We start from the raw sequence: 1,710 nt of genomic DNA on the forward strand, positions 1-1,710 counted from the left end.
AAAGTAATAGAAACAGATAACAACTTAAGAATTGTATACGATGAAGGGTTCGTAGTTGTTGATGAAGATACTCAAGAACCCATACCGAACTGTCACTACAAAATTACGAAACCTGATGGAAGTATTGAAACAGGTGTTACAGATGATGAAGGCAGAACAAAAGTATTAGAAAGTTATGCAATTGAAGATCTAGAAATTGAGGTGAAATTCTAATGGCTGATAATTGGGAGTTAATTGGAAAGTCATCGACTAGTCCAAAGAGTAATACTAATAGAGCGGTAGTAAGTACAAGAGTACCGAAAACGGAAAATATCATATTCATTGGTTCAGAGATGCATTATGATCTTTTTTGGCTAAAAATGATGTTTGTAGCTGCATCTTACCCTTTTGTTCGGAGTCCAAAATTCAGAAGTTGTGATAAAGCAACTATTGCATATATAAATAAAGGATATACTCGTACAGAAAAACTTGCAATCGAAGGTTTGAAAAATGAAATTAATGCTAATAAGGTGGAATTCAAAGCTATTGATAGTAAAGAAGGCTTGATGAGCATTCTCAAAAACAATAGAGAATCTTTCAAGCTTCAAGATGTTGCTTTTTTCTCTCACGGACTGAATGGTGTTATAACATTAAATCTTGATTCTAGCCCAACAGTAAATTTTACAATTTCTGACTTAGCAAGCATTCCTTCCAATGCTTTTGTTTCGTCTGGAAAGTTTTATTCATATGCCTGTAGGACCGGTCTCTCTGACTCGATACTTTTACGTGCAAAAGATAGTTATGACACTCTGTCTGAAGCTAAACCAGAAGACAGTTTAGCTCAGAAAATAGCAAATCGTTTTGATATCGAAGTTCATGCTTATTACAAACGCACATCATATGCAAATGTTATAAGAAATAGAAGCGAGTCAGAGTCTATAGTAGCATCACTGCAAGAAAAACGCGAAGAAGAACCACAAAAATCTATTTTAAACTTATCACAAACTTATCAAGCTTTGAAACATGATGGACTCGCAGAAACAGGAATTCTTTTTTTAACTGGTGGTCGAGGTGAAGGAACAAATGGCTACGCACTTTGGCGTAATGCCGGTGGTCAAGCATTACCAACAGCCGCTGAATCGCCTACTGGACTACCTTCTAATATGGAAATATTCCGTAAAAAATAGAATAAAACATGAAATCAAAAATTATATTTATTATTTTCATTTTAGCCTTACCCATATTTTATTTAGCTATCTTCTATAAGGGCTCTACATCTATGAATGTATTTAATCACGAAAAAACAAGCTTTGAAGACGTATCACTTCTAATAAATGAGAGTAAACTAAACAATACTAGCTATCTAGCTAGTATTGCTAATGAAAATTCAGAAAAAGTTAATATTAATTTTTATGGAATCACTCCACCTGATAATTCTCAGATTATCTTATACTCTAGCGTTTTAGGACAAACAATCTATGCAGACGATTACAAGAGCCAAATCACTGTTGAAATACCTACAAGCCTATATAAGAAAGACGAAGGATTGGATTCAATAAAATTTTCTATTTATAGTCCTGATTCTTTTGACTTATACACTCTAGAACAAGAGAAACCCTATATATTTTGGAAGAAAAACTCAGTAATCAATATTCATTTTTTGCACCAAAAAAAATACTATGATGAAGAGCTTGCTTTGTTTGTAGGATATACCGTTACCTTACATAATAT

The 1,710-nt window shown here is 33.2% G+C and carries 3 protein-coding genes; all 3 read left to right on the forward strand.

Annotation, left to right across the window (positions count from 1 at the left end; genetic code table 11):
* The coding region (locus ACT3SX_RS14915; RefSeq protein WP_444518806.1) for a hypothetical protein at window positions 1–213 on the forward strand (213 nt) is incomplete at its 5' end.
* A complete protein-coding gene (locus tag ACT3SX_RS14920; RefSeq protein WP_444518805.1) occupies window positions 213–1,166 on the forward strand; it encodes a hypothetical protein in 954 nt (317 codons plus the stop codon). The genes ACT3SX_RS14915 and ACT3SX_RS14920, both read left to right, overlap by 1 nt.
* Window positions 1,167–1,258: 92 nt before the next feature.
* Window positions 1,259–1,710 (forward strand): hypothetical protein (locus ACT3SX_RS14925; RefSeq protein WP_444761826.1); only part of this gene is annotated, 452 nt, incomplete at its 3' end.

Origin of the sequence: Psychrobacter sp. AOP31-B2-9, from assembly GCF_052378005.1 — a bacterium.
Classification (GTDB): Bacteria; Pseudomonadota; Gammaproteobacteria; order Pseudomonadales; family Moraxellaceae; genus Psychrobacter.